Source organism: Collimonas pratensis (assembly GCF_001584185.1).
Classification (GTDB): Bacteria; Pseudomonadota; Gammaproteobacteria; order Burkholderiales; family Burkholderiaceae_D; genus Collimonas; species Collimonas pratensis.
Map to the genome: position 1 here is coordinate 558,377 of NZ_CP013234.1, position 25,185 is coordinate 583,561.

Consider the following 25,185-nt stretch of genomic DNA (forward strand, 5'->3'; position numbering starts at 1 on the left):
TTCTGAACAGACTGCGTTGAATCTTTAGGCGAACAATCCGCAGGGGACTGTCCTGGCAAGAATCGTTGAATTACAAACAGCCGTGATGTCCGAACATAGCAAGGGTAAGCTTAACAATCAAACCAGAAAAAACTACAAGGCCTTGCGCAGATTAACAGACGGAATTTTTAGTGCTTCGCGATATTTTGCGACGGTGCGGCGAGCGACCACCATACCTTGTTCCGCAAGCATGTCGGCAATCTTGCTGTCAGAGAAAGGATTTCTTGAATCTTCCGCTCCTATGAGTTGCTTAATGAGTGCCCTGATTGCTGTTGAGGAAGCCTCTCCACCTGCCTCAGTAGCAACATGGCTGCCGAAGAAATACTTTAGTTCAAACATCCCGTGGGGAGTGAGCATGTATTTCTGAGTGGTCACACGTGAAATAGTACTCTCGTGTAGACCCAGTGTATCAGCTATTTCACGCAACACAAGCGGGCGCATGGCGACCGCGCCGTGGGAAAAGAAGTTCCTTTGACGTTCTACAATCGCTTGTGCAACGCGCAAAATGGTGTCGAAGCGCTGCCGCATATTCTTGATCAGCCACTTGGCTTCCTGTAGCTGCGAAGTGAGTGCGCCGTCGCCCTTGCTTTGCTTGAGAATGTTGGCATACAGGACATTTACCCGCAGTCTTGGCATGACGTCATTGTTCAGCATCACCTGCCAGCCTTGCTTGCTGCGCCTGACGATCACGTCCGGCACCACATAGTCGGAGGCGTTGCCAGCGAAGGGCGCGCCGGGATGAGGATTGCACTGCTTGATGACGGTTTGCGCTTCACGCAGGTCCTCGTCGTCGCAATCCAGGGCTTTCTTGATTTTATTGAAATCGCGCTGCGCAAACAGCACCAGATGTTCTTGCACAATCGCCAACGCCAGGCGGCGCGTGACGAATGGCACTTTGACAAAACGCTTGATCTGCAAGCCCAGGCATTCCGGCGCGTTGCGCGCGCCGACCCCGGCCGGATCGAAGCTCTGCACCATCTTCAGCGCCATCGACAGCTCTTCGAGGGCGATCTCCAGCTCAGGCGGCAAACGCTCCAGGATTTCTTCCAGCGACTCTTCCAGGTAACCGTTATCGTCCAGCGCATCGATCACGAGCTCGACCAGCGCGCGGTCGCGCAAGTCGCGCATGGCTTCGCGCATCTGCTGCAGCAGATGTTCGCGCAGCGTCGATTCATGCGCTTCCAGCTGCGGCCGCGCGTCTTCATCGTCCGAGCTTTTCGCGCTGCGCGAGATATCGTCGAAACTCCAATCGCTGTCGCTATTGTCAGAGCTGCTGTCGGCGGCTGCCGGCGTTTCCAGGCTGGCTTCGCTCTCGGTCGGCGAGCTGCTGACTTCGCTGTCGCCGGTAGGCGCTTCCATGGTCGACGCGGTGCCGCTGATGGCGCCGTCCGCCAGCAGCCGCACTGAATTGTCGAGCGGATCGTCGACCCGTTCGAGCATCGGATTGTCCGACAGGATCTGTTCCAGTTCCTGATGCAACTCGAGCGTGGACAGCTGCAGCAGGCGGATCGACTGCTGCAGCTGAGGCGTCAGCGCAAGATGTTGAGAGGTGCGTAGCTGGAGTGATTGTTTCATGGCTTCCGTGCGGACAATTCACTTCTGTTATTTGTTGTACGGAGTCTAAGTACCGCGCTGGCGCGGCGAATTAATCTGCCTGCATTTACATCGTTCTTACATCGTGAAGCTACATGCGGAAATGCTCACCCAGATAGACTCGCCGCACCGATTCGTCGGCGATGATGTCGTCCGGACTGCCGCTGGCCAGCACGCTGCCCTGGTTGATGATGTAGGCGCGGTCGCAGATGCCCAGCGTTTCGCGCACATTATGATCGGTGATCAGGACGCCGATGCCGCGTTCCTTGAGGAAGCGGACGATGCGCTGGATTTCGATCACGGCGATCGGATCGATCCCGGCGAACGGTTCATCCAGCAGCACGAAGCGCGGATTGGTGGCGAGCGCGCGGGCGATTTCGACGCGCCGGCGTTCGCCGCCGGAGAGCGACAAGGCCTGGTTCTCGCGCAGTTTTTCGATCTGCAATTCGTGCAGCAGCTTGTTGAGCTGTTCATCGATTTCTGCCTTGCTGAGCGCCTTGCCGTTGGGACGCTGCAGTTCCAGCACGGCGCGGATATTGTCTTCCACCGTCAGCTTGCGGAACACCGATGCTTCCTGCGGCAGGTAGGACAAGCCCAGCACCGCGCGGCGATGGATCGGCAGGCGTGAAATATCGACGCCGTCGAGGTCGATCTCGCCGCCGTCCGAAGGCACCAGGCCGACGATCATGTAGAACGAGGTGGTCTTGCCGGCGCCATTTGGCCCCAGCAAACCGACCACTTCGCCGCAGCGGACTTCGAGCGAGACGTCGTGCACCACCTGGCGCGCGCCGTAGCTCTTCTGCAGGCCCTTGACGATCAGCGTGCTTGGGGCGCTCATTGCGGCGCCTTTGGCCGTGGCTGGATGACGGCGCGGATGCGGCCGGCGCCGGGCTGGCTGACGCCGTTGACGGTGTTGTTGACGGAATAGAATTCGGTGCGGCTGTCGTAAGAAATGAACTCGCCGTTGACTTCGTCGGTCGGCTTGTCGCCTTGCAGGCGGCGCATCTGCGCCTTGGAAAACAGCTTGGTGATTTCAGTCTTGCCATCGTATTCGATGCGTTCGGCATGGCCGTCGATCCACAGGTCCGGACCGCCGTCGCGCTTCTGGCGGAAGGTTGCCAGCTTGCCTGGGTCCGCATACAGGGTGGCGAACTGATAGCCGGAAGGATCGGTGGTCACGACGACGCGGTCGGCTTTCATGATCAGCGTGCCGCGGGTCAGGACGACATTGCCGGTAGCGACGTTGACCTGCTTGACGTCGTCGTAGGTCAGGGTGTCGGAGTCGATCAGGGTCGGCTTCTCGGAATCGGCTTTTTCTGCGTGAGCGACGCCGATGGCGCCAAGCAGCAGCAGAGAGAGAAAAAATATTCGTTTCATGAAAAATCCTGGGTAATGAATCGGGAGCTGCATTATCTTGCCTTGCTGGCCTGCTATTTTGCTGCTGCACGCGGCGCGCTGCGCAAGACGCCATGCACCTTGCTAAACAGCTTCAGTTCGCGTGTGGAGTTATTGAAATGCATGCCGGTGCCGTTCAAGGTCGACAGGCCCAAGGTGAGTTCCACCGGCTTGTCGGTTTCCATGATGTCGTCGTCCGGCAATAGCAGCAAATATTCGGATTTCAGATGAAAATTGTCGGCCAGCGGGGTCTTCGGCCGGTCGGCGTTGACATTCTCGTACAGATGCACCTTGCTGTTATTGTCTTCGATCATGGCGCGGTTGGCGACCAGGTTCATCGGCGGCTTTTCCTTATCCAGGCTGTGGATCACCGGCTTTTGCACATCGAAGGAATCGTTGACAGGATTGTGCGTCAGCCGGTCGCCCGAGATGTTGTAGCGCGGCTGGCCGTTGGGCGCCATCTGCACGTAGTTGAAATGCTCGACGTAGTAATCCGGTTCGGTGCGCGCCGGCTTCGGCAGCGAATCTTCGGTATTCTTGTGCATGACCTGCAACAGCCAGAAGCTGCCCAGGGCCAGCAGGATGAACAATACCAGCAGCAGCATGAAGCGAAAGCGGTAAGTGGTGCGGAGATTTTTCATGCCGGGGTTTCACCTGTCCGGTCGCTGCGCAGATAGGCCGCCAGCGTGGCGTCGTAGGTATTCTGCACCTGCATGATCAGGTCGCAGATTTCGCGCGCCGCGCCGTGGCCGCCGCTGGCCTGCGTCACGTAATGCACGCGTGAACGGACGTCGCGATGGCCGTTCGGTACGCTGACCGCGAAGCCGGCCTGCGACAAGATAGGCAAGTCGATCACATCGTCGCCGATGAAGCCGCAATCGGCGGCGCTCAGCTGCAATTGTTCCAGCAGTTTGACAAACGCCGCGTACTTGTCGTGCACGCCTTGCTGCACATGGGCGATGCCGAGGTCGCTGGCGCGGCGGCTGACGATGGCCGACTGCCGTGCGCTGATGATGGCGGTGGCGACACCGCTTTGCTGCAATTGCTTGATACCGTGGCCGTCCAGCGCATTGAAGCGTTTGAGCTGTTCGCCGTCGGCGCCGTACAGCAGGCCGCCGTCGGTCAGGATGCCGTCGACATCGAAAATCATCAGGCGCACGCGCGCCGCGCGCGCTCTGGAATCGGCGCTCAGCGTAGCAACGCCCGAGGCGGCTGCAGTCATATCGGCACCGCTGCGCGGCAAAGTGGCTGTCATCAGATCACCTTGGCGCGGGTCAGGTCATGGATATGCAGGGCGCCGACCAGCTTGCCGCTGGCGTCGGTCACCAGCAGCTGGTTGATGCGGTACTGCTCCATCATCTGCACGGCGTCCACCGCCAGCTGATCGGCGCCTATGGTGCGCGGATTGGCGTGCATGACGTCGGCGATGGTGAGCTTGGTGAAATCCTGCACCTGCTCGATCAGGCGGCGCAGGTCGCCGTCGGTAAACACGCCGACGGCATGGAAATTTTCATCCACCACCGCGGTCATGGCGATACCCTTGCGGGTGATTTCCAGCAGCGCCACCGATAGCGAAACCTCTGCCGTCACTACCGGAATCGCATCGCCGCTGCGCATGACGTCGCGCACATGAGTCAGCAGGCGCCGTCCCAGCGCGCCGCCCGGATGCGAGCGGGCGAAGTCTTCTTCACGGAAGCCGCGCGCGTCCAGCAGCGCCACCGCCAGGGCGTCGCCCATGGCCAGGGTGGCGGTGGTGCTGGCGGTCGGTGCCAGGTTCAAGGGACAGGCTTCTTGCGCCACAGCCACGTTCAGGTGCACATTGGCGAGTTGCGCCAGCGCCGAGTCCGGCTTGCCGGTCATGGCGATCAGGGTCGCGCCCATGCGCTTGATGATAGGGACAATCGCCATCAGCTCGGCGGTTTCGCCAGAGTTGGAAATGGCGATGAAAGTATCGTGCTCGGTCACCATGCCGAGATCGCCATGCGCTGCTTCGGCGGGATGGATGAACAGGGCCGGGGTACCGGTTGACGACAGCGTAGCGGCGATCTTGCGTGCGATATGGCCGGATTTTCCTATGCCGGAGACCACCACCCGGCCGCTGCAGCCGAGCAGCAAGGCGATGGTCTGGGCGAAAGGATCATCGTGAGCGTCGGAAATCCGGTTTTTCAATGCAATGATGGCATCGGCTTCGATTTGCAGGGTGCTGCGGGCAAGCTCCAGCGCACGTCCGGCGTCGAACGCAACGGGCAAGGTTTTGGGTGAATTTGGGGCGTCGGGTAGAGTCATCCCGAAAGTATAAACGAAATCCCAAAGCAAAAAACTTGCCAGTCTCGTTCGGCTTCAATTAATCTGTGTTCAGCCTTTACGGTTTTGGTCTTGCTGCAACATAATATTAGCATTCAGTTAATTTAAAATTTAGGCGCGCATGCTTTCCGGACTTGAACTGACAATTTTGCTGCTGGGCTCGGCGGTGCTGGGCGTGGTGGCTTTCCGCAGTTTCCACTTGCCGCCGATGCTGGGCTATCTGGTGGTGGGGATCCTGATCGGCCCGCACGCGCTCGGCTTTGCCGAAGACAACGCCACCACCCACGCGCTGGCGGAATTCGGCGTGGTGTTCCTGATGTTCTCGATCGGCCTCGAATTTTCCCTGCCGAAGCTGACGGCGATGCGCCACATCGTGTTCGGCCTCGGCATGGCGCAGGTGCTGCTGACTATCGGCGCCACCATGCTGTTCAGCTGGATGACGGCGCTGATCCTGCCGCAATATGTCAATATCAGCTGGCAGGGGGCGTTCGCCCTGGGTGGCGCGCTGACCATGTCGTCCACCGCCATCGTCTCCAAGCTGCTGACGGAAAGAATGGAGCTGGAGAGCGAGCACGGACGCCGCATCATCGGCATCCTGCTGTTCCAGGACCTGGCGCTGGTGCCGCTGCTGATCGTGGTGCCGGCGCTGGCCGAGCACAGCGGCAACCTGCTGGCGACGCTGGCCTGGGCCAGCGGCAAGGCGGTGCTGGTGCTGGCGCTGCTGCTGTTCTTCGGCCAGAAGCTGATGCGGCGCTGGTTCCAGATCGTGGTGCGGCGCCGTTCGCAAGAACTGTTCATGCTGAACCTGCTGCTGATCACCCTGGCGGCAGCCTGGATTACCGAGCGTGCCGGCCTGTCGCTGGCGCTGGGCGCCTTCATCGCCGGCATGCTGATCTCGGAAACCGAATACAAGCACCAGGTGGAAGAAGACATCAAATCCTTCCGCGACGTGCTGCTGGGCCTGTTCTTCATCACCATCGGCATGCTGCTCAACCTGCGCCTGGTGATGGAACACTGGTGGCTGGTATTGCTGCTACTGATCGGCCCGGTGCTGCTCAAGTTCGCGCTGATCGCCGGCCTCGCCAAAATTTTCCGTTCTTCTACCGGTGTAGCGCTGCGCACCGGGCTGGCGCTGGCGCAGGCCGGTGAATTCGGCTTCGTGCTGCTGAACCAGGCCGGCGGCCTGCAGCTGGTCGATCCTTTGCTGGTGCAGCTGATTCTGGCCTCGATGGTGCTGTCGATGCTGGCGGCGCCATTCATCCTGGCCAAGTCCGACGCCATCGTCATGAAGCTGTCGGCCAATGAATGGATGATGCAATCGCTGGCGCTGACCCAGATCGCCACCCGCACCATGTCGACCAAGAAGCATGTGATCATTGCCGGCTTCGGCCGCAGCGGTCAGAGCCTGGCCAAGCTGCTGGAAGAAGAGGGTATCGGCTATCACGCCCTGGATCTGGATCCGGACCGGGTGCGCGATGCGCGCGCCGCCGGCGCCCACGTTTCCTACGGCGACGCCTCGCGCCGCGAGAGCCTGGTGGCGGCCGGGGTGCACCGCGCCGCCGCTCTGGTCATCACTTACGCCAGTACGCCGTCTGCCTTGAAGGTCTTGCATCACGTCAGCGAACTGGCGCCGACTTTGCCGGTAATCGTGCGCAGCTACGACGACACCGATCTCGACAAGCTGCGCGCCGCCGGCGCTACCGAGGTGGTGCCGGAAGCACTGGAAGGTAGCCTGATGCTGGCCTCGCATGCGCTGGTCATGCTGGGCGTGCCGCTGCGGCGCGTGGTGCACCGGGTGCAGGCCTCGCGCGATGAGCGCTATGCCTCCCTGCGCGGCTTTTTCCACGGCGTCGACGATGCGCCGGACGCTGCCGATCATTTGCAGGTGCGCCTGCATACGGTGGCGCTGCCGGACGGCGCCCGGGCGATCGGCCGCAGCCTGGCCTGGCTGGGGTTGCCCGAAATGGGGGCGGAAATCACCGCTTTGCGGCGCGGACGCAGCGGCATCGCCATTACGCCGGAGGCGGTGTTGCAGGCGGGAGACATTGTTGTCCTGCGCGGCGCGGCGGAAGCGATCTCGCGCGCCGAGGGACGTTTGCTGCAGTCATGGAGCAGCGCCAGCCAGCACAGCGACGAAGATCTTTGAAATAAGCCGGTGTTATCCGGGATTGCCGGAATTTCCGGGAAGACAACACAAAATGCCAGTCCGGATTGTGCCTTTGTAAAATATTTTAAATAATACCCATTCTCATTCAATCGGCATTTACAATACCCATCTTTTAAGAGCAGGTGTGGGATTGTGAAAAAGGCGCTACGTCACTGGTTGGTCAAATTGCACCGCTACAGCGGCTTGCTGCTGTCCCTGTTCATCGTCATGGCCGGCCTGACCGGCGCTGCGCTGGCCTTCAACGATGAAATCGACGCCTGGCTCAATCCGCAGTTCTACCACCTTGCAGCAAGCGGACCGCACCAGCCCATCGATGCGCTGGCGGCCAAGGTCGCCCATGATTATCCGCAGGCCCGTTTAGCCTTCTTCTCAACGGAGGCGGATGCCGACGCGCCGCTGCAGGCAAGGCTGCGCGCGCGTCATGAAGATGAAGCGCTGGCAGTCGACACGGTGTTCATCGATCCGGTCACCGCCGCGGTGGTTGGCGAGCGCAACACCAAGGCAGTCGGCCTGGGACCGCAAAACCTGATGCCCTTCCTGTTCCGCCTGCATCGCTACCTGCTGCTGGATAAACCCGGCGCTATCATTTCCGGCAGCCTCGGCCTGCTGTGGCTGGCGACGCTGCTGATCGGCTTTGCACTGGCCTGGCCCAAGCATCGCAGCGGCTGGCGCAAGGCACTCTCGATCAAGCGCGGCGCCGGCAGTTTCCGCCTGATGTATGACTTGCACCGTTCGGTGGGATTAGTGGCCGGCGTGCTGCTGGTGGTGACCGCCTTCACCGGCGCCGTGATGAACTTGCCGGATGTGGCGCGGCCAATAGTCGCCAGCCTGTCGCCCCTGACGAAACCGCCGAAGTCTTCGGCGCATGAAGGCAAGCCGCAAATCAGCTGGCAGCAAGCGCTGGAATCGGCGCAGGCCAGCTTGCCGCAGTCGGTGCCGGTACGTATCGCGCGTGACGACAAGCACGGCCTGTATCAGATCCGCTTGCTCAAGCACAGCGATATCCAGGATAGCGGCAGCGTGCGGGTCTTCGTCGATGCCGTCGACGGCCAGGTGCTGCGCTCGCTCGATCCTCTCAAGGGCTCGGCCGGCGACGCTTTTATCGGCGTCCAGTACGGTCTGCACACTGGTCAGCTGCTAGGCTTGCCGGGCAAGATACTGGTCGCTTTCCTGGGTTTGCTGCCGCTGTTGTTTACGATTACCGGCATCGCCATCTGGCTGAAAAAACGCAAGTCGGAAATGATTGTGCGTGCCCGCCATTTGCACAAGGCCTGACCAGCGCCGAGCTATTTCTTTTGCCGCAACCGGCCATAAAGCCAGCCGGTCTTGCTGCCGCTGAGCGTCAGCGCCATCTGCTGGCGCGCCACAGGCAGGCGGCAGACCGGACCGAGGGCGATATCGCGCAAGGTGCTGGCGATGCGCGAGTCGGATTGAAAGAAGGGCGTCAACAGCTTGCTGGCGCCCTGGTAGTAGCGCAAATGGGGACGGCGTCGTTGCGAATACAGCGCCAGCGCCGGCTCCACCTGTGAACTGTCGGCAAAACACTGCGCCAGCGTCATGGCATCGACCAGCGCCAGGTTGGCGCCTTGCCCCAGTTGCGGGCTGGTGGCATGGGCGCAATCGCCAATGCAGACCACGCGGCCCTCGTGCCAGTGACGCATTTGCACATCGGCATAGCGCGCGAAGGTCAGTTGTTCCGGTCTGTGTATATGTTCCAGCACCGGCGCTACCGCAGGCGCCAGCGCCAGCACGGTTTTCTTCCATGCCGCCAGGCCTTGTTCCTGCCAGTGCTGCAGACGGTCCGCGCGCAAGCTCCAGAACAGACTCAGAATCGGCTGCGTCATTTCCTGATAGGCGAAACCGGTCGGCATCAATCCCAGCATCTGCTGCGCATGGTGAAACCACTGGCGCAAGCCGCCTTGTGTCAGGCCGTCGTCCGGCACCAGCGCCCACAATGCGCCCCACGGGTAGGGCGTCACCTTGTGCGGAATCGCCAGCGCCGCCCGCAAGTCCGAGCGGGTGCCGTCGGCAATCACGGCGCAGTCGAATTCGCCGGCTATGGCCTCGCTGCTGCCCGGGGCCGGATCGCGTGAAAACAGCAGGGCCTGGCCGCCGCGCTGTTCTACGCGCGAGATATTGATGCCGCTGCAAACCTTGATCGCGGCCGTCTTCAACGCTTCCCACAATACCGAGAACAAGGCGCCGCGATGCAGGCCGAGGCCGAACGCTTGCGCGTCATGATGCCGGTAGTGCACATCGAGCACGGTGCGGCCGCCGGCGGTAGTGCCGAACAGACGGTGGTTGCGGGCGCCGTGCGCCAGGATAGGTTCCAGCAATCCAAGTGCCTCCAGCACATGCATGCCCGTAGGCTGCAGCAGGATGCCGGCGCCGACCGCGCTCGGTTGCGCCACGCGCTCGAACAGCGTGACCTGATGGCCGGCGCGCGCCAGGAACAGCGCGCTGGCGGCGCCCGCGGTGCCGCCGCCGATGATGGCTATACGCTGCATGCTGGGAATTTCCCGAAGTGTAATTAGCTGCTCAGCAGGATATCTTCTGAGGCGGCGGAGCGGCTGCCTGGTACCGGCGGATTGCTTTTCCCATGATAGGCAAACACCACCGATTCCTTGACGCTTTCGGTATTGTTGCGGCCGGCGGCATGGAACAGGCCACTATGGAAAAACACCACGTCGCCCTGCTGCAGTTCCACCGATTTCCCCTGCGCAAACAGGGCCTGGTTGGCTGCCACTTCCGGGCGCAGGAAATCCAGTTCATCCATTTGTTCGGTTTTGATATCGAAGCGGTGCGAGCCTGGAATGAAGCGCAGGCCACCGTTGTTGACGTTTTCGCTATCCAGCGCCAGCCATACTGAAATCAATTCGTTGCGCGGGAACGACCAGTAGCGGATATCGCGATGCCAGCCGGTCGCGGTGCCGAAATGCGGATGTTTGGTCATCACGCAATTATGGTGCGACAAGGTCAGGCAGACCGCTTCGCCCAGCAGCAGCTCCAGCATTGCCACCAGCTGCGGATTGCGAGCCCAGGCGCGATAGCTGTCGTCACGCTGGTAGGCATTGCGCAAGCGGCGCGCGGTGCGGCCGCCGATGCTGTCGAGCGACTTCGGCGCGCCGGCGTAGCCGACTTCGGATTCGTATTCCAGCGGCGCCACTGCCTGCGCCAGGTGGGCGTTGGTGGTGGCCGCCATCAATTCGCAATCGGCAGTCGCGACCAGGCGCGGCAAAATCAGAAAACCATCTTTTTCAAAAGCGTCGATCTGCGCTGCAGTCAGCGCCGGGGTAGTGTTGGTAGACATCGTTATCTCGCGCTTTTAATCTGTGGCACTCCCGGCTTCGCGGGCCGGGAATGTCAATTTTATTTTTTCTTCGGTTTTTCCAGCAAGGGTCCCAGGTACTTGCCGGTGACGCTGGCCGGGTTCGCCGCCACCTGCTCCGGTGTGCCGGTAGCGATGATGCGGCCGCCGCCGGCGCCGCCTTCCGGGCCAAGATCGATCAGCCAGTCGGCGGTCTTGATGACATCCAGGTTGTGCTCGATGATGACCACGGTATTGCCTTGGTTGCGCAGGCGGTGGATCACTTTCAATAGTAGGTCGATGTCGTGGAAGTGCAAGCCGGTAGTCGGCTCATCCAGGATATACAGGGTGCGGCCGGTATCGCGTTTGGACAGTTCCAGCGACAGCTTGACGCGCTGCGCCTCACCGCCGGACAGCGTGGTGGCGCTCTGGCCGAGGCGGATATAGCCGAGGCCGACATCCAGCAGCGTATGCAGCTTGCGCGCGATCACCGGCACAGGCTTGAAGAACTCATAAGCTTCTTCCACCGTCATGCCCAGCACTTCGGTGATGCTCTTGCCCTTGTAGTGCACTTCGAGCGTTTCACGGTTGTAGCGCTTGCCGTGGCAGACGTCGCACGGTACATAAACGTCCGGCAGGAAGTGCATTTCGACCTTGATCACGCCGTCGCCCTGGCAGGCTTCGCAGCGGCCGCCCTTGACGTTGAACGAGAAACGGCCGGCGTTGTAGCCGCGTTCCTTGGCCATCGGCACGGTCGAGAACAGATCGCGGATCGGCGTGAACAAGCCGGTGTAAGTCGCCGGATTGGAGCGTGGCGTACGACCGATAGGGGCCTGGTCGACCGAGATCACTTTGTCGAAATGCTCCAGTCCGCCTATCGATTCATGCGCCGCCGGTTCCGCCTGCGAGCCATACAAGTGGCGGGCGGCAGCGTGATACAGCGTGTCGTTGACCAGCGTCGACTTGCCCGAACCGGAAACACCGGTGACGCAGGTCAGCAAGCCGACCGGCAAGTTCATGGTGACGTTCTTCAGGTTGTTGCCGGTGGCGCCGGTAATGATGAACTGACGGTCCGGATCGGCCGGCGTGCGCTTCTCCGGCACGGCGATTTTCAAGGTGCCGTTGAGGTACTTCGCGGTCAGCGATTTCTTGCTTTTGAGGATCTGCTCCAGCGTGCCTTCGGCGATCACTTCGCCGCCATGCACGCCTGCGCCCAGGCCCATGTCGACCACATAGTCGGCGGTGCGGATCGCATCTTCGTCATGCTCCACCACCAGCACGCTGTTGCCGATGTCGCGCAGATGGCGCAGGGTTTCGATCAGGCGGTCGTTGTCGCGCTGGTGCAAGCCGATCGACGGCTCGTCCAGCACATACATGACGCCGGTCAGGCCGGAGCCGATCTGCGACGCCAGGCGGATGCGCTGCGCTTCGCCACCGGACAATGTGTCGGCGCTACGTTCCAGCGACAGGTAATCAAGGCCGACATTGTTGAGAAAGGTCAGGCGGGAGACGATTTCCTTGATGATGCGGTCGGCGATTTCCTTCTTGGCGCCGGTCAGCTTCAGTTTTTCAAAGAAGGTCAGCGTTTCGCGCAAGGGCGTCGCCGCGACTTCGTAAATGGCGCGTTCCTGTTTGCCGTTGCCGACCTTGACGAAGCGCGCTTCGACACGCAGCCGGGCACCATGGCAGGACGGGCATTCCTTTTCATTGATGAACTTGGCCAGTTCTTCCTTGACCGCCATTGAATCGGTTTCGCGATAACGGCGCTGCAGATTGTTGACCACGCCTTCAAACGTGTGTTCCTTGATGACAGTGCGGCCGCGCTCGTTGACATAGCTGAACGGAATGGTTTCCTTGCCGGAGCCGTACAGCACTGCCTGCTGGGCTTTTTCCGGCAGCTTTTCAAACGGCACGTCGATATCGAAATCGTAATGCGCGGCGATGCTGGTCAGCATCTGGAAATAGAATTGGTTGCGCCGGTCCCAGCCTTTGACAGCGCCACTAGCCAGCGACAGGTTAGGGAAGGCGACGATGCGCTTGGGATCGAAAAATTCGATATGGCCGAGACCGTCGCATTCCGGGCAAGCGCCCATCGGATTGTTGAAGGAGAACAGGCGCGGCTCCAGCTCTTGCAGCGAATAGCCGCAGATCGGGCAGGCGAACTTGTTCGAATACACGTGCTCGGCGCCGCTGTCCATCTCCAGCGCGACCGCACGGCCTTCTGCCAGGCGCAATGCAGTCTCGAAACTTTCCGCCAGGCGCTGCTTGACGTCAGCCTTGACCTTCAGGCGGTCGATGACGACGTCGATAGTGTGCTTCTCGGTCTTCTTCAGCTTGGGCAGGTCGTCGACTTCATAAATCTTGGCGGTGCCGGTGCCGCTCTGGATGCGGAAGCGCACGAAGCCCTGGGCCTGCATCTGCTCAAACAGGTCGACATGCTCACCCTTGCGATTGGCCACCACCGGCGCCAGGATCATCAGCTTGGTGTCTTCCGGCATGGCCAGCACGGCATCCACCATCTGCGACACCGATTGCGCCGCCAGCGGCTTTTCCGGATGGTCCGGGCAATACGGCGTGCCGACGCGCGCATACAGCAGGCGCAGGTAATCGTGGATCTCGGTCACCGTGCCGACGGTAGAACGCGGATTGTGCGAAGTGGCTTTCTGCTCGATCGAAATCGCCGGCGACAAGCCTTCGATCAGGTCGACATCCGGCTTCTCCATCAGCTGCAGGAACTGGCGCGCATAGGACGACAGCGATTCGACATAGCGCCGCTGGCCTTCCGCATACAGCGTATCGAACGCTAGCGACGATTTGCCGGAACCCGACAAGCCGGTGATCACGATCAGTTTGTTGCGAGGTAAATCCAGATTGATGTTCTTGAGGTTATGCGTACGTGCACCCCGAATGCGGATTTCTTCCCGATTTTTATCCATCTACAGCTTTCAGCGTGAGTTTAAGGCCGTGTTGGCTTGTTGGAATTGCAATTTTCACGTCTGAAAGGCCTGCTGGTGCCGCTGGCGGGGCTGGTTAGCCCGATGTCAGCCCGGCGGGGCAATGCCATATCAAACGGATCAACCTGACACTATATCAGGGTAGGGGTATTTGGGTTTGGCCGGCCGCTCTTGCCGCCGGCGGCGCTGCAGATATGGATAGCTTTTGTGCCGCTGGATGACTCTCGACGCGATCGCCGCCGCGCTCTGGAAAGCAGCGCGACGGTGATGGAAGGCAGGTAAATCAGAACGCTGGGGCTTAACGTGCAAAATCCGCCGTGTTCGTGACGAAGGCATTCAGGTTGCCGATATTCAGGCTGCCGAAGCCGGTCACCGCATCCCAGCCCTTGGCGGCCTTGAAGCCATAGGAGCTGCTGTAGCCGTTGGTGCCGGAAGTCACGTCATGCAGCAGCGAGGCGTTGGCTGCCAGCGGGAAGTACTTGTAGAAGCTGGCGGCCGGGAAGCCCAAGCCGTTGGCATTGGCTGATTGCAGGCGCGCCCACACGCCGGTGAAGATCGGCGCTGCCAGGCTGGTGCCGCCAACCGTGTACAGATTGCCGTTCTGGTTGGTGGTGCTGCCATTGATGACCAGGTTGGCGCCGCTGGCGCTGGCGGCGTCGAAGGCGATGTCCGGCAAGCCGCGGGTGGTGGCGCCGGAGGCGGTCACGCCGGACTGGTAGCTTGGCGCGGCTTCGTACTTGCTGTAGCCGCCGCCGGTGGCCCAGATGCGTTTAGTGTTGTCGACATCGCCGGCAGCGTCGTACTGGCCGATCGCCCGCAAGCCTTCATTCCAGACGATTTCGCTGCTGTAAGCGCCGGCGTTGGTGTACAGGGCGGTGCCGCCGACCGCGATGACGTAGGGCGAACTGGCAGGTTCGCTGACATCATAGGTCGACTTGTTCTTCGGCACGCCAGGCGCGCCGGAAATCGAACTGACCTGGCAGTTGTAGGCGCCGGCATCGCCGGTCGATACCGAGAATGTCTGCCCTTGCGCAACCGCCTGCTTGAAGATGTTGTCGTCGGCTGCCTGCGTGCCGTCGCTGTTGGCGGCTGCTTCGCAAGCGCCGAGCGAGACATTGATGACCTTGGCCAGGTTATCCGACACGGCCTGGTTGTAGGAAGCGGTGATGCTGCTGAACTGCATGTCTGGCGATGCGTAGAAAATCAGCTGTTGCACCGCGCCGCCGGTAGTGCCGGCGATGGTCTGGCTGTCGAGGTTCCATTCGACCATGCCGGAGGTGTCGCTGTAGTCGCTGCCGTCGGCGCCGGTTTGCACGACGTTGGTGTTGATGGCGGCAAAATTATTGCTGTCGGTGAAGGTGTTCAGGTCAGAAATAGTCTGCGTCAGGTCGCCTTCGGAAATCACGGCGACAGTCGTGTTCGACGCGGTCGGCGTGCTGCCGGCGTTATAGATGCCTGGGAATTCGGCAGGGCTATGTGAGGTTTGTACCGGCGTTGCATTGGTGCGTGCCTTGGCCAGCACGGCTGCGCGGGCCTGTTGTGGTGCTTGCATGACAAAGTTGGTATGGGCCAGTTCGACGTTCTGCAGGCCGAGCACCGAGCCGACGATATGGCCCAGGGCTGCCGGCACCTGTGCGGCGTCGGTATTGGCGAACACCGGGCGGCCGTCTTGCTGGAAGCGTTTCAGCGCAGTATGGAAGCCGGCTTGCACGGTGGCTGCCGTGCCGGAAGCTGACACCAGTTGGCGATTTGGCGCGACTTTGATATTCACGAAGCCGGCCTTGCGCAAGTGCGCCACCACGGTCGCGACATCTTTTTCAGTAGGTGCATATTCTGCCTTGAACTGGGCCGGCGTCAAATACTTGCGGTGAGCTGTGCTGCCTGGCGTGTGCAGGTCTTTCAGGAATTGGTCGAGCTTGGCTTCGTTACGCAGGTTCAGGCTCAGTGTGACGTGAACCGGCTCGCCTTGCGCCATTTGCACTGCGGCTTCAGCCGGTGTCTGAACGCTGGCGTCGACCGCGCTGCTTTTCTGTTTCGCCTGCACTTGCGGCAGGAAGGCCTTGGTCTTGGTGGCGACCCAGCTGTCATCGGCTGCGGCGTGCGCTACGCCGGACAAGGATGCGAACGCCAGCGACAGCGCCAATGACAATGCCGAGGCACGGGGAATCGCAAAGCCCGCTGCCGATTTTCTTGCCGATGTCTGCACTGCTGTTTTCGTTACTGTTTCGGATTTCATGCGCTTATTCCTCTTGAATAGAACAACCGATAAAGGACGCCGCTTTCCCTGCAAGGCAATCCGCCCTGCACAGGTTGACCTGGCGCTGGAGCCTGCGTCGCCGGCGGCGATGCAGGAGATAACGGAGATCAGTCCGTTAAGGGGTTGGCGGCAGCGTCAACGCTGCCTGTGCCGGAATGGGGGAGCTGCTGCCACGAGGCGCAGCTGGCCGCGCGCAGGCGGCGACTGGAACAGGATGGAGACGCATCGTTGCGTGAAAATCATGGGATTTCCCTCTTGAGGATGAACAACACCGTAGCGACTCTTATGGAGTCCTACTAGTTATGCCAATCGAAATGGGAAAAGGGGTCATGCTTTTGGGAAATATTTGAACAGATCTGTCTAATATTTGTAAACAAATGTTAAAGCCGGTTTTGTGGCCGGCGCAAGCGCCGGAAAGTCCATGGCAAAACATCAAGGCGCGCGGCGTAATCGTTACGGTCCGGCATGCGCGCCGGTTGTGGCCCATCCATTCCCTGCTACTATATTGGGTTTGGATCTTCGTTCCGGCGCTGCTTCGGCGTCGTCCTCTGGTAATAGCTCAACATGAATAATCCGTCCTCCATTCCCGACAGCGACGCCGGCAGCGGCATGAGCCGCGCCGAAGTCAAGGCGAGCGCCTCGCTGGCATCGATCTTTGCCTTGCGCATGCTGGGCCTGTTTCTGATCCTGCCGGTGTTCGCGGTGCACGCCAAGACGCTGCCCGGTGGTGACAGCGTAGCGCTGGTCGGCCTGGCGATGGGCATTTACGGCCTGGCGCAATCGTTCGGACAAATTCCTTTCGGCGTCGCCTCGGATAAATACGGCCGCAAGAAGATCATCGTCACCGGCCTGATCCTGTTTGCGCTGGGGTCGTTCATTGCCGCCGGCGCCGAGAATATCTATTGGGTCATCATCGGCCGCGCAATACAAGGCGCCGGCGCGATCTCGGCTGCGGTAACCGCCTTCATCGCCGATTCCACCCGCGAAGAGCACCGCACCAAGGCCATGGCCCTGGTTGGCGGTTCGATCGGCCTGACTTTCGCCTTGTCGCTGATCATTTCGCCGCTGCTGTATGCATGGATAGGCATGGGCGGCATCTTCGCCATGACCGGCATCCTGTCGCTGGCGGCCATCGCCGTGGTGCTGTGGCTGGTGCCGAGCGTGCCGTTGGTCAAGGCCAGGCGCGTGGCGTGGTCGGAAATCCTGCGCAACGGCGAACTGATGCGCCTCAACTATGGCGTGTTCGCCCTGCACATGACGCAGATGGCGATGTTCGTGGTGATGCCGGCGGCGCTGGTCAAGTACGCCAACCTGCCGGTCGCCGCGCACTGGAAGATTTACCTGCCGGTGGTGCTGGCCTCGTTCGTCCTGATGCTGCCGCCGGTATTTGTCGGCGAGAAGCAAGGCAAGATGAAACAGGTGATGGTGGCGGCGGTGGCTTTGTTGTTTATCGTGCAACTTGGCTTGTTGGCGACATTCTCGATGGAAACAATCCGCTGGCAATGGCTGGTCGTGCTGTTGCTGGGTTTCTTCATCGCCTTCAACGTGCTGGAGGCCAGCCAGCCGTCGCTTGTGTCGCGCATCGCGCCGCCAGCCGCCAAAGGCGCCGCTCTCGGCGTGTATAACACCATGCAGGCGCTGGGCCTGTTCGCCGGCGGCGCCATAGGCGGATTGCTTAAACAGCACACCGGAGCGCCTTCCGTATTCATTTTAGGAGGGGTAGCGACCCTGTGCTGGCTTATAATCGCATCCAGCATGAAAAATTTGCCACGCCGCAGCCAGGCGGCCGTTTCAGCGGCAGCATAAATTTCAAGGCATTGTTCAACGCATTTATCAAGATATTCGTAATCAGGAGAGAAACATGGCATCGGTCAATAAAGTCATCATCGTCGGCAATCTCGGCCGCGACCCGGAAACGCGCTACATGCCAAACGGTGAAGCAGTCACCAACATTGCCGTTGCCACCACGGAAAGCTGGAAAGACAAGAACAGCGGCGAGAAAAAAGAATTAACCGAGTGGCACCGCATCACCTTCTACCGCAAGCTGGCGGAAATCGCCGGCCAGTACCTGAAGAAGGGTTCGCAGATCTACGTCGAAGGCCGCCTGCAGACTCGCAAATGGCAGGACAAGGACGGCGCCGAGCGCTACACCACTGAAATCATCGCCGACACCATGCAGATGCTCGGCAGCCGTCAAGGTGCAGGCGGCAGTGCGCCTATGGACGATGGCGGCGGCTACAACAGCGCGCCGCCGGCACGTCAGAACACCGGCAGCGCACCGCAAGCAGCCGCTTCCCGTCCAGCACCGGCTTCCCGTCCGGCGCCGAATTTTTCGGATATGGATGACGATATTCCGTTCTAGGACCCAGTAGTTTAATTCTGTAAACAAGACCCGCTAAATCACAGATTCAGCGGGTTTTTTTTATTACCCGAATATTTTGCCTGCCGGGACCCGCGTTAGCTTTGCAAAGTAATGCCTCGGTGGTTATTGCGCAGCCGCCGGCCTCCACTCCCTCTTCGCGTCACTCAGTCTGCCTTCAGTTCTTTTCAGGCTGCTTTTTCCTCTCTCACTACTGTCCCTCCCCGCCGATGGCGCCATAGCGTTCTTTCGGCCTGAGGCAACTCGCATGCCTTCCATGCATGCAAGGCGTGCCAAACGATCGTTTGTCACCAACATTCCCATCACCCAGAATCGCTTCATACCAGACAACAACTGGCCAACCAGATTGGAGCGCGACATGAAAACCAGCCAAGTTACCCAATTCCCTCTGAAGAAAGGCGAAGTCATCACCATGGCCAAGCCAAAAGATTGTGTCATTCAAGTCGACAGCGGTCGTTTGTGGATCACCCAGACAAACCAAAGCGCCGACGTTTTCATCGAAGCCGGCAGTACATGCACTCCCAAGGAAAATGGTTTCCTGGTGGCGGAGGCCATGAGCCATACGGTGATGTCGATGAAGTATGTCAAGCCAGTACCGGCGCATGCTGAAAATGATAGTAAAGCCCCGTCGGGCATTTCGCTGGAAGGAGCCTGAGAGATGAAGGTTTCAGCATATTTGACAAGTCCGTCGGCGCAACTCGGTCTGGCGGTCGGGGTTCTGATGTACGGTAGCTATGGTCTGGCGCACCATGCTTTCGGCAACACAGGATTAATAGCCCTTTGCGCCTTTGTCGGCATATTCATTCCGTATTACTCCAAGCTCAGCAACAAGCTGGAGGAACTCATCAATCTGCGCAGCGCACGCTTAAGCCTGGGACGTCTGGTCAGGTTCATTCCGCAGCTGTTGTTCAATATCGGGGTTTTCCTGGCGCTGGTCATGGCTGGTGTATTTCCCGATAGCAGCCTGGATGCATTGGGAGGTGTGCTTGGCATCGCGGTCGTCACAACTTGCGCCTCGCAAGGCATGCAGTACTTGGCTCTGGCCATGGCCAATCGCGAGATCGGCGACAAGAACCGCAATGTACTCATCGCCTTGTCGGCCAATATTGTGGTGACTGCCGTCGCAACCGTCGGCTGGCCGTGGGCCAAGACAGCATTCCTTACGTTCGGTATTGGTTTTGGCCTGCTCTTTTTTGCAGTGGGATTGCTGTCGGACTGGCGTTCGCTGGTATTTCGGCGGGGCGGCGTGGGCGTGTTCTTCGGTACCTTCAACCCTACCCACAGAACCCATCTGGCCTTGATCCGCGATGCCATCGAAGCCCGCGGTCTGAAGAAGGTGTATCTGCACTGTACAACGGTCCCCAAACTGCATGCTCAGGCACTGCAACGCGGCGAGATTCGCATCTCTGAATACGAACGCGGTATGCGTGTGTATGAAACCACCGAACGGGCCGATGTGCATGTCAATTATTTTCCGACAGGACGCAAGTTTTATGAATATGAAACCCGGCTGGCCATGATGCAGGCGGCTGTGGCCGACGCCGGCCTGTCCGATGTGGTCGAAGTGCTGTCGCTGCCAGAGGCGTATGACAAAGGTGGTTTTTACGCTGTGCTGGCGCATGTCAAGCGGCTGAACAAAGGACAACCGGTTCACGGCATTCATGGCAGCGACCTTGGCGGCATGTGGGTGCGCGGCATCTATGACGAATCTGGCTGGATTTATCCCTATCCGGTGGTGCGGCGAGACAAGGTATCGGCCACGGCCATCAGAAATGGCGCAACCGGTTTGACGACTCACAAAGTGGAACAAATGATGGAAGCATTGCGATAAACCAATGCTGCCGGCGACACACCAACGCAACTCTCACATTAAGGAAATGTCATTATGAGTATTCATCATCTTCCAGCATCCCGTGCCATAGCAGCCTATCCAGATTCAGCAGAGTTGACGATCAAGATTGTGGAAAATGAGGATGAGCGGCTCAAGGCCATGCTGGTAAGAGCCATCGTCTATATGCATGAGCAGCAGTGCCCATTCAGTGAAGAATTCGACCTGAACGATCATACCTCCACTCAGATCATTGGACTAGACCAGGATGGGGAACCGGTATTGACAGCCCGCATCCGCTATTTCAACAAGCTGGCAAAAATCGAACGTTTGGCCATACGCAGCGAGTATCGTGGCCGCGGCTACGCCCATCGCCTGCTTCAGTTCATGCTGGACCTGTGCCGGCAAAAGGGCTTCTCGTGCTTCTATCTGCATGCACAGGCCCGCCTGCAGTTTTTCTACGAAGGCTACGGTTTTCGTCCCGTGGGCGGCGATTTCGCCTTCTCCGACCACGACTATGTCGAGATGGTTCTGGAAGAAGACGAAAAGCTGCCTCAGCCGGCACAGCAGATCGGCCATTGGCCGATGTTTCTCAACCGGCCCGAGAACAATCTGGATCAAGCCGGTCCTCTGGAGTTTGGTATCTCCCGTGAGCACTTGCATGGCTTGACCGAGGGAGTGCGGGCATGAAACGTTTGCTTGCAGGGGCAGCACTGAGCCTGGTGCTGAGCACTGCCACGGCTGCGGAAGGCATAGCGCCGCACTACCGCGAGTTGCTTGAACGCCTGGTCAACATCAACACTGAAACCCACAACCTTGCGGGGCTGGAGCAGGTCCGCCAATTGCTGATCCCGCAGTTCGAATCGCTTGGACTTGTGTTGACGCGGCACCGCCTGGCGCAAGACGGCCGTGAAGTGCTGAGCTTTGAAATGCCCGGGGCGCAACCTAAGGTGCTGCTGGTGGGGCATCTTGATACGGTATTTCCTGTCACGGGGGCCTTCCAGAAGCTGAAAGACCAAGGCAATCGTCTCGCTGGCCCTGGCGTGATAGACATGAAGGGCGGGGTGGTGCTGTTGCTCAACGTGCTGGCGCAACTCAAGGAACATGGCGGACTGGATCAGGTGCGCGTGGCGCTGAATGACGATGAAGAGATCGGTTCACCCAACTCCAAAGCAACGCTACGCGATCTTGCGCAAGGACTGCCATTCGGATTGGTCTTCGAGCCTGGCCTGGAGGATGGCTCTGTCGTCAGCAGCCAGTCCGGTGTTCGCTGGATCAAGTTGACGACGACTGGCAAAGCCGCACACGCTGGATTGGAACCTGAAAAGGGCATAGATGCCTGCCTGGACCTGGCAATCAAAGTCAAGAAAGTGGCTGGTCTGGCGCAAGCCGGCAAAGGCCTGACGATCAACCCTGGCCTCATGGACGGCGGCAGCAAACCTAACGTGGTGTGCGAGAACGCCAGTGTCACATTCGATATCCGGTTTCGTTCGCTGGCCGACTGGCAGGATGTTTCGTCTGCCATCCGGCAAATCGGCGCGGTCAGCGATGTTTACAACGCATCTTTGCAGCAGGGTACGCATACAGAAGTGACGCAGTTGGCAGAAATGCCTTTGCTGCCAGTTGCCGATACCGCCGAACTGCTTGAGCGTATTCAGACCAGTGCCCGCTCACTCGGACAAACCGTTGGCGCTCGTGCCGTTGGTTACGGTAGCGACGGCAACAACCTGGCCGAAACAGGCATGCAATTACTGGTCGGCGTAGGTCCTTATGGCGGCGGCATGCATTCAGACCAGGAGTTCATGCTGCTGCGTTCTTATCAGGAACGCCTGTCACTTATTACCCTGTTGATCACCCAACTTTCTCACTCTCAAAAAGGCACATCATGAAAGCATTAGTCGTTATCGATATCCAACGCGAATACATCGCACCAGGCCGCAAGTTCCAGATCCATGGCATCGGTCCATCGCTGAAGAACGCTTATGCGATGCTACGCTTCGCTCGTACGCAAGACTGGCCCATCGTGCATGTGCAGCATCTGCAAGATGGCGAAATATTCAACCGCAACTCTGACACGTCTGACTTCATTGACAGTTTTGTGCCAGAGGCCAACGAGGTGCTGGCGGTCAAGAACAACTACTCGTCGTTTTCTTCGCCAGCCTTTGTCAAGTTCGCGGCGGAGCATCCGGATCATGAGTTCATTGTCATTGGTTATGGCACCACGATGTGCTGCCTGTCCACCATTGTCGACGGCTACCACCGCGGCTACCGCTTCGCCTTGGTAGAAGATGCTTGCGCCGCGCTGGCGGTTGGCGATCACTCGGAAGCCTCGATGCATGATCATGCTGTCGCTATCCTGGGGCCATTTTCGCGCCGCACACGGACAGAGGAAGAAACCACGCTGAATTCATTTTCGGCAAAGATCTGATCGTCCCTACAACCTGACCCTATTCTCAGAAAGAGGTTTTCCATGCAAATCGTTCCCTCCCCGGCGCATATGCCATCCGAAGCGACTGCAAGCAATGCCGCGCAGTTGATACAACGTGTGGCAGGGCCGGCCGATGGCCTGCCTGTCTTGATTGCCACCATGCACGGCAAAGAAGCGGTGCTGGCGCCGCCATTGGCAGAGCTGGGGTTCCAGGTGCTGCTGCCGCTTGACTATGACACCGACATGCTGGGGACTTTCTCCGGCGACGTGCGGCGTCCGGGCACGGCAGTCGAGGCTGCTCTGGAGAAGGCGCGCCGTGCCTGTAAAGCTACTGGCATACCGCGCGCCATTTCCAGCGAGGGCTCATACCGGCCTTGCCAGACACTGTTTCCAGGCGCCCGCAACGTCGAGTTGCTCGCTTTTGTCGACATGGAGAGTGGGCAAGAGTTCGTGGAGTACATGACCGATCTGCCCACGCGCTTTGTCAAAGACCGGGTTCCTGCAGATTTTTCTTCTCCTGAAGTGCAGGCGCTGCTGTCGGCTATGGGGTGGCCCGAAGTGCGCGCTTTGGTTGTCCCGGAAGATCCAGGACAAGGTGTGGTGGCGCCCGAGTGGGTGTTCAAGGGATTGGCTGACGTCCCGTCTCTGATGGAAGCGATGCGCGCGTGTGCTGCCCAATCCAGCGACGGCCGCCTGCACCTGGAAAGCGACCTGCGCGCGCACATGAACCCGACACGCATGGCTTCAGTCGCGCGCGTGGGTGAGCGTTTAGTGCAACGCCTGCGTCGCCAAGGTTATGGCCTGCCTTTGCAACGTGCTGCCTGAGGCGGCAAATCCCGCTTGCGGGCCGCAATGACACCAAGATGATTGCGTCCTGCGGACGTAATCATCTTGGCTTGCTTATTCTGGCCGAGACATGGCGAGCTGAAGCCAATTGACAAAAGCCTGCACCTCGGGATCGCGACGCGGTCCGTGGCAAAGATAGAAGGAGCGAGGGCTTACAAGCCGCTCTGTCAGCGGTGCGACCAGCAGGCCTTCTGCGAGCAGCGAGTCAACCAGCGGTGAATTTCCCAGCGCGATGCCATGGCCCATGGTGGCCGCCTGGACCAACTGATCCAGATGGCTGAAGCGAAAACCGATATCGTTCAACGGCAGATCGGCGCCCATCTGTTCGAACCAGTATGGCCATTGCAGCCATGGCCATGCATTTTGCGGGTCGCCCAGATGCAATAAGGTGTGATGCTGCAAATCGTCGATGCAAGTCAGCTTGCGCCCGCTGCGCTGCAATAGCGCCGGACTGCACACCGGAAACACTTCTTCCTTGGCGAGAAAAACGTCGCTGTCGGCGGAAACCATGTCCGGCGAAGTGTAGCGGATCGCGATATCGACTACGCCTTGCTTGAGGTCGACCAGGCGATTATCCGCATCGATATGCAGCGCGACTTCGGGGCATTGGGCACGGAAACGAGCCAGTCTCGGCACCAGCCAAAGCGCTGCAAATGAAGTTGTCGTGGATACTTTAACCCCGCGCTGGGTGAATTCCTTGCGCAGGCTGGCGACCGTTTCCGACAGGTGATTCAGCGACTCGTTCACTGCTTCAAACAGTACGCGCCCCTGTTCCGTCAGTTCTAAAGCCCGATGGCGTCGCTCAAACAGCACCAAGCCCAAAGATTCTTCCAGTTTTTTGACCTGGCGGCTGATTGCGGATTGCGTGAGAAAAATCTCGTCGCCTGCCTTGGAAAAACTCAACTGCCTTGCCGCCGCCTCAAAACCGACCAGCAAATCCAGGGGGGGAAGCCGTCGCGTCATATGGGGTAATCGTCCTTTTGGTGCAAATTGCTACGGTTGATAAGAAAAATAACCGGCAATTCAAACAATTGCCGTTTAAGTGAAATTAGGGGAATTCTAAGTTGCGCTCATCTGCAATACATTGCTCCGCGCCGATTTTTGATCGCGCATTACGTATTGACTTTCACCAAAGGGACGATTGTTCCTGCACGGCAAGTGCAGTAATTTAACATACCAAATCTTGTCATATTCCATAAAAGTACAGACCTGTCTGTTTTTTGTGACAAGCCATGGATGATTGAAGTACCCGTGCTATACGTTTGAGGCGATCATGCAAAACCTCGCGATGGCGCGCGCCTGCTGGCTGAGTGCGCAATTCTGAGGAACTTCTGGCCGAGCGTGAGATGGAACAAGTGGTAAAAATATTGCGCCAAGGCAATTGCGGGGACTGCGATTGTGGGATAGCATTGATTCGACGGGAGTGATCCTGATGTCGACACTTCCCTCATGCCATCAATGGCTACCCCCGTACTACCTGAGCATTCCATGCTGCCCAAAAGGCAGTTCACAATTAAAGGAAGGTGCTACTGATGAAAATTCTTTTCACTCTCAAAAATATGCTGACACGCCAAAAAAGCCTGAAGGCATACGCTTGGTACATCTGGTATTGAACCTGCAGGCCATTGCCTGATTGCAGGGATGCGGCTGGAATTTCCAGCCGCGTTCGGTGAAGCCCTGATCGGCC

At 59.3% G+C, this 25,185-nt stretch carries 22 protein-coding genes; 11 read left to right on the forward strand and 11 right to left on the reverse strand.

What is annotated here, in order from left to right:
• Nucleotides 1-132: 132 nt before the first annotated feature.
• The 6 genes from CPter91_RS02515 to CPter91_RS02540 form a co-directional block, all read right to left on the reverse strand.
• Complete coding sequence (locus CPter91_RS02515) at nt 133-1,614, reverse strand: RNA polymerase factor sigma-54 (RefSeq protein WP_061936483.1); 1,482 nt, start codon at nt 1,612-1,614, stop codon at nt 133-135.
• 109 nt (nt 1,615-1,723) lie between these two features.
• Nucleotides 1,724-2,470: an LPS export ABC transporter ATP-binding protein gene (gene lptB / locus CPter91_RS02520; RefSeq protein WP_061936486.1), complete on the reverse strand. Its 747-nt coding sequence runs from the start codon at nt 2,468-2,470 to the stop codon at nt 1,724-1,726.
• Nucleotides 2,467-3,009 carry a lipopolysaccharide transport periplasmic protein LptA gene (gene lptA / locus CPter91_RS02525; RefSeq protein WP_061936489.1) on the reverse strand — a complete coding sequence of 181 codons (543 nt, stop codon included), beginning with the start codon at nt 3,007-3,009 and terminating at the stop codon, nt 2,467-2,469. Before lptA ends, lptB begins: the two co-directional genes overlap by 4 nt.
• A gap of 53 nt (nt 3,010-3,062) precedes the next feature.
• Nucleotides 3,063-3,668 carry an LPS export ABC transporter periplasmic protein LptC gene (gene lptC / locus CPter91_RS02530; RefSeq protein ID WP_061936492.1) on the reverse strand — a complete coding sequence of 202 codons (606 nt, stop codon included), beginning with the start codon at nt 3,666-3,668 and terminating at the stop codon, nt 3,063-3,065.
• Complete coding sequence (locus tag CPter91_RS02535) at nt 3,665-4,249, reverse strand: KdsC family phosphatase (protein ID WP_061945758.1); 585 nt, start codon at nt 4,247-4,249, stop codon at nt 3,665-3,667. The genes lptC and CPter91_RS02535 overlap by 4 nt, the downstream gene beginning before the upstream one ends.
• A 32-nt stretch (nt 4,250-4,281) precedes the next feature.
• Nucleotides 4,282-5,313, reverse strand: a complete 1,032-nt coding sequence (locus tag CPter91_RS02540) for a KpsF/GutQ family sugar-phosphate isomerase (RefSeq protein ID WP_061945760.1) — start codon at nt 5,311-5,313, stop codon at nt 4,282-4,284.
• Between the two features lie 139 nt (nt 5,314-5,452).
• Here CPter91_RS02540 and CPter91_RS02545 point away from each other — a divergent pair, with 139 nt between their 5' ends.
• Both CPter91_RS02545 and CPter91_RS02550 read left to right on the forward strand, forming a co-directional pair.
• On the forward strand, nt 5,453-7,477 hold the full coding sequence (locus CPter91_RS02545; RefSeq protein ID WP_061936495.1) for a monovalent cation:proton antiporter family protein: 2,025 nt from the start codon (nt 5,453-5,455) through the stop codon (nt 7,475-7,477).
• A 153-nt stretch (nt 7,478-7,630) separates the two neighbouring features.
• Complete coding sequence (locus CPter91_RS02550; RefSeq protein WP_150119611.1) at nt 7,631-8,773, forward strand: PepSY-associated TM helix domain-containing protein; 1,143 nt, start codon at nt 7,631-7,633, stop codon at nt 8,771-8,773.
• Nucleotides 8,774-8,784: 11 nt separating this feature from the next.
• On the opposite strand, the gene CPter91_RS02555 is transcribed toward CPter91_RS02550, so the two are convergent.
• From CPter91_RS02555 to CPter91_RS02570, 4 genes are all read right to left on the reverse strand, one after another.
• Complete coding sequence (locus tag CPter91_RS02555; protein ID WP_061936501.1) at nt 8,785-10,005, reverse strand: FAD-dependent oxidoreductase; 1,221 nt, start codon at nt 10,003-10,005, stop codon at nt 8,785-8,787.
• A 23-nt stretch (nt 10,006-10,028) separates the two neighbouring features.
• Entirely contained in the window at nt 10,029-10,808 is a 780-nt protein-coding gene (locus tag CPter91_RS02560; RefSeq protein ID WP_061936504.1) for a phytanoyl-CoA dioxygenase family protein, read from the reverse strand.
• 59 nt (nt 10,809-10,867) lie between these two features.
• Complete coding sequence (uvrA, locus tag CPter91_RS02565) at nt 10,868-13,741, reverse strand: excinuclease ABC subunit UvrA (protein WP_061936507.1); 2,874 nt, start codon at nt 13,739-13,741, stop codon at nt 10,868-10,870.
• 316 nt (nt 13,742-14,057) lie between these two features.
• On the reverse strand, nt 14,058-15,995 hold the full coding sequence (locus CPter91_RS02570) for a S53 family peptidase (RefSeq protein ID WP_082792556.1): 1,938 nt from the start codon (nt 15,993-15,995) through the stop codon (nt 14,058-14,060).
• Between the two features lie 630 nt (nt 15,996-16,625).
• Between CPter91_RS02570 and CPter91_RS02575 the strand changes: the two genes are divergently transcribed.
• The 8 genes from CPter91_RS02575 to CPter91_RS02610 all read left to right on the forward strand — a co-directional run bounded on the left by CPter91_RS02575 (nt 16,626) and on the right by CPter91_RS02610 (nt 23,477).
• Nucleotides 16,626-17,822: an MFS transporter gene (locus tag CPter91_RS02575; RefSeq protein WP_099047263.1), complete on the forward strand. Its 1,197-nt coding sequence runs from the start codon at nt 16,626-16,628 to the stop codon at nt 17,820-17,822.
• A gap of 55 nt (nt 17,823-17,877) precedes the next feature.
• Nucleotides 17,878-18,378 (forward strand): single-stranded DNA-binding protein, encoded by a 501-nt coding sequence (ssb, locus tag CPter91_RS02580; RefSeq protein ID WP_061936514.1) that lies wholly within the window; start codon nt 17,878-17,880, stop codon nt 18,376-18,378.
• A 376-nt stretch (nt 18,379-18,754) separates the two neighbouring features.
• Entirely contained in the window at nt 18,755-19,051 is a 297-nt protein-coding gene (locus CPter91_RS02585) for a DUF2917 domain-containing protein (protein WP_061936516.1), read from the forward strand.
• Nucleotides 19,052-19,054: 3 nt separating this feature from the next.
• Entirely contained in the window at nt 19,055-20,227 is a 1,173-nt protein-coding gene (locus CPter91_RS02590) for a hypothetical protein (RefSeq protein ID WP_231880031.1), read from the forward strand.
• 54 nt (nt 20,228-20,281) lie between these two features.
• Nucleotides 20,282-20,914, forward strand: coding sequence for a GNAT family N-acetyltransferase (locus CPter91_RS02595; RefSeq protein WP_061936519.1), 633 nt, complete (start codon nt 20,282-20,284; stop codon nt 20,912-20,914).
• Nucleotides 20,911-22,113 (forward strand): M20/M25/M40 family metallo-hydrolase, encoded by a 1,203-nt coding sequence (locus CPter91_RS02600; protein WP_061936522.1) that lies wholly within the window; start codon nt 20,911-20,913, stop codon nt 22,111-22,113. Before CPter91_RS02595 ends, CPter91_RS02600 begins: the two co-directional genes overlap by 4 nt.
• Nucleotides 22,110-22,652 carry a cysteine hydrolase family protein gene (locus CPter91_RS02605; RefSeq protein ID WP_061936525.1) on the forward strand — a complete coding sequence of 181 codons (543 nt, stop codon included), beginning with the start codon at nt 22,110-22,112 and terminating at the stop codon, nt 22,650-22,652. Before CPter91_RS02600 ends, CPter91_RS02605 begins: the two co-directional genes overlap by 4 nt.
• A 42-nt stretch (nt 22,653-22,694) precedes the next feature.
• Nucleotides 22,695-23,477, forward strand: a complete 783-nt coding sequence (locus CPter91_RS02610; protein ID WP_150119612.1) for a DUF6671 family protein — start codon at nt 22,695-22,697, stop codon at nt 23,475-23,477.
• A gap of 75 nt (nt 23,478-23,552) precedes the next feature.
• Here CPter91_RS02610 and CPter91_RS02615 read toward each other — a convergent pair whose 3' ends face one another.
• Complete coding sequence (locus CPter91_RS02615; protein ID WP_061936532.1) at nt 23,553-24,461, reverse strand: LysR substrate-binding domain-containing protein; 909 nt, start codon at nt 24,459-24,461, stop codon at nt 23,553-23,555.
• 569 nt (nt 24,462-25,030) lie between these two features.
• On the opposite strand from CPter91_RS02615, the gene CPter91_RS27675 reads away from it, so the two are divergent.
• A complete protein-coding gene (locus tag CPter91_RS27675) occupies nt 25,031-25,111 on the forward strand; it encodes a tryptorubin family RiPP precursor (RefSeq protein ID WP_369827853.1) in 81 nt (26 codons plus the stop codon).
• Nucleotides 25,112-25,185 lie beyond the last annotated feature (74 nt).

Coding starts and splice junctions, on each gene's coding strand:
- CPter91_RS02585 (WP_061936516.1), top strand. CDS start 18,755: ATGAAAACCAGCCAAGTTACCCAATTCCCTCTGAAGAAAGGCGAAGTC.
- uvrA (WP_061936507.1), bottom strand. CDS start 13,741: ATGGATAAAAATCGGGAAGAAATCCGCATTCGGGGTGCACGTACGCAT.
- CPter91_RS02535 (WP_061945758.1), bottom strand. CDS start 4,249: ATGACTGCAGCCGCCTCGGGCGTTGCTACGCTGAGCGCCGATTCCAGA.
- ssb (WP_061936514.1), top strand. CDS start 17,878: ATGGCATCGGTCAATAAAGTCATCATCGTCGGCAATCTCGGCCGCGAC.
- CPter91_RS02560 (WP_061936504.1), bottom strand. CDS start 10,808: ATGTCTACCAACACTACCCCGGCGCTGACTGCAGCGCAGATCGACGCT.
- CPter91_RS02595 (WP_061936519.1), top strand. CDS start 20,282: ATGAGTATTCATCATCTTCCAGCATCCCGTGCCATAGCAGCCTATCCA.
- CPter91_RS02615 (WP_061936532.1), bottom strand. CDS start 24,461: ATGACGCGACGGCTTCCCCCCCTGGATTTGCTGGTCGGTTTTGAGGCG.
- CPter91_RS02610 (WP_150119612.1), top strand. CDS start 22,695: ATGCAAATCGTTCCCTCCCCGGCGCATATGCCATCCGAAGCGACTGCA.
- lptB (WP_061936486.1), bottom strand. CDS start 2,470: ATGAGCGCCCCAAGCACGCTGATCGTCAAGGGCCTGCAGAAGAGCTAC.
- CPter91_RS02575 (WP_099047263.1), top strand. CDS start 16,626: ATGAGCCGCGCCGAAGTCAAGGCGAGCGCCTCGCTGGCATCGATCTTT.
- lptC (WP_061936492.1), bottom strand. CDS start 3,668: ATGAAAAATCTCCGCACCACTTACCGCTTTCGCTTCATGCTGCTGCTG.
- CPter91_RS02540 (WP_061945760.1), bottom strand. CDS start 5,313: ATGACTCTACCCGACGCCCCAAATTCACCCAAAACCTTGCCCGTTGCG.
- CPter91_RS27675 (WP_369827853.1), top strand. CDS start 25,031: ATGAAAATTCTTTTCACTCTCAAAAATATGCTGACACGCCAAAAAAGC.
- lptA (WP_061936489.1), bottom strand. CDS start 3,009: ATGAAACGAATATTTTTTCTCTCTCTGCTGCTGCTTGGCGCCATCGGC.
- CPter91_RS02555 (WP_061936501.1), bottom strand. CDS start 10,005: ATGCAGCGTATAGCCATCATCGGCGGCGGCACCGCGGGCGCCGCCAGC.
- CPter91_RS02605 (WP_061936525.1), top strand. CDS start 22,110: ATGAAAGCATTAGTCGTTATCGATATCCAACGCGAATACATCGCACCA.
- CPter91_RS02515 (WP_061936483.1), bottom strand. CDS start 1,614: ATGAAACAATCACTCCAGCTACGCACCTCTCAACATCTTGCGCTGACG.
- CPter91_RS02590 (WP_231880031.1), top strand. CDS start 19,055: ATGAAGGTTTCAGCATATTTGACAAGTCCGTCGGCGCAACTCGGTCTG.
- CPter91_RS02570 (WP_082792556.1), bottom strand. CDS start 15,995: ATGAAATCCGAAACAGTAACGAAAACAGCAGTGCAGACATCGGCAAGA.
- CPter91_RS02600 (WP_061936522.1), top strand. CDS start 20,911: ATGAAACGTTTGCTTGCAGGGGCAGCACTGAGCCTGGTGCTGAGCACT.
- CPter91_RS02545 (WP_061936495.1), top strand. CDS start 5,453: ATGCTTTCCGGACTTGAACTGACAATTTTGCTGCTGGGCTCGGCGGTG.